We start from the raw sequence: 420 nt of genomic DNA on the forward strand, positions 1-420 counted from the left end.
CTCTAAAATGTGCCAGTTTTCTCGAGAAGCGAGTCGATCATTCATTTCTCGTGCTCGTTGAACGCTTTCTCCTTTTTGTTCTCTTAATTTCTTTCCTGTCTCTAAATTGACCTTATTGACAATGATGTGGTTGTGTAAGACGTGATTTTTTCCGTCTAAATGCGTATAAACAGCGCTTTGATGGTTAGGATAAAGGTTTTCTGCTAATTCAACGCCTAAATCATTGGCTTTTTGCCAGTCTTTTTGAACTTTCGGATTCAGTTCATCTAAGGCGAAAGATTGGGTAATACGCAAGACTTGATTGGATTCTTTCGTTTGGTTATGAAGTTGTCGAATGACATCAAATTGTTCTTTGGCGATAAAGGGATCAATCCCGTTGGTTCCACCCACGGCAACTGCCCGACAATTTGTCAGCTCCAC

Annotated in this window: 1 protein-coding gene; it reads right to left on the reverse strand. The window is 40.5% G+C overall.

Translation table 11 applies throughout. The features are described from left to right. The coding region (locus HFD15_RS14025; RefSeq protein WP_167595256.1) for a relaxase/mobilization nuclease domain-containing protein at positions 1-420 on the reverse strand (420 nt) is incomplete at both ends.

Origin of the sequence: Lactococcus sp. EKM203L (assembly GCF_011800585.1) — a bacterium.
Taxonomy (GTDB): domain Bacteria; phylum Bacillota; class Bacilli; order Lactobacillales; family Streptococcaceae; genus Lactococcus; species Lactococcus lactis.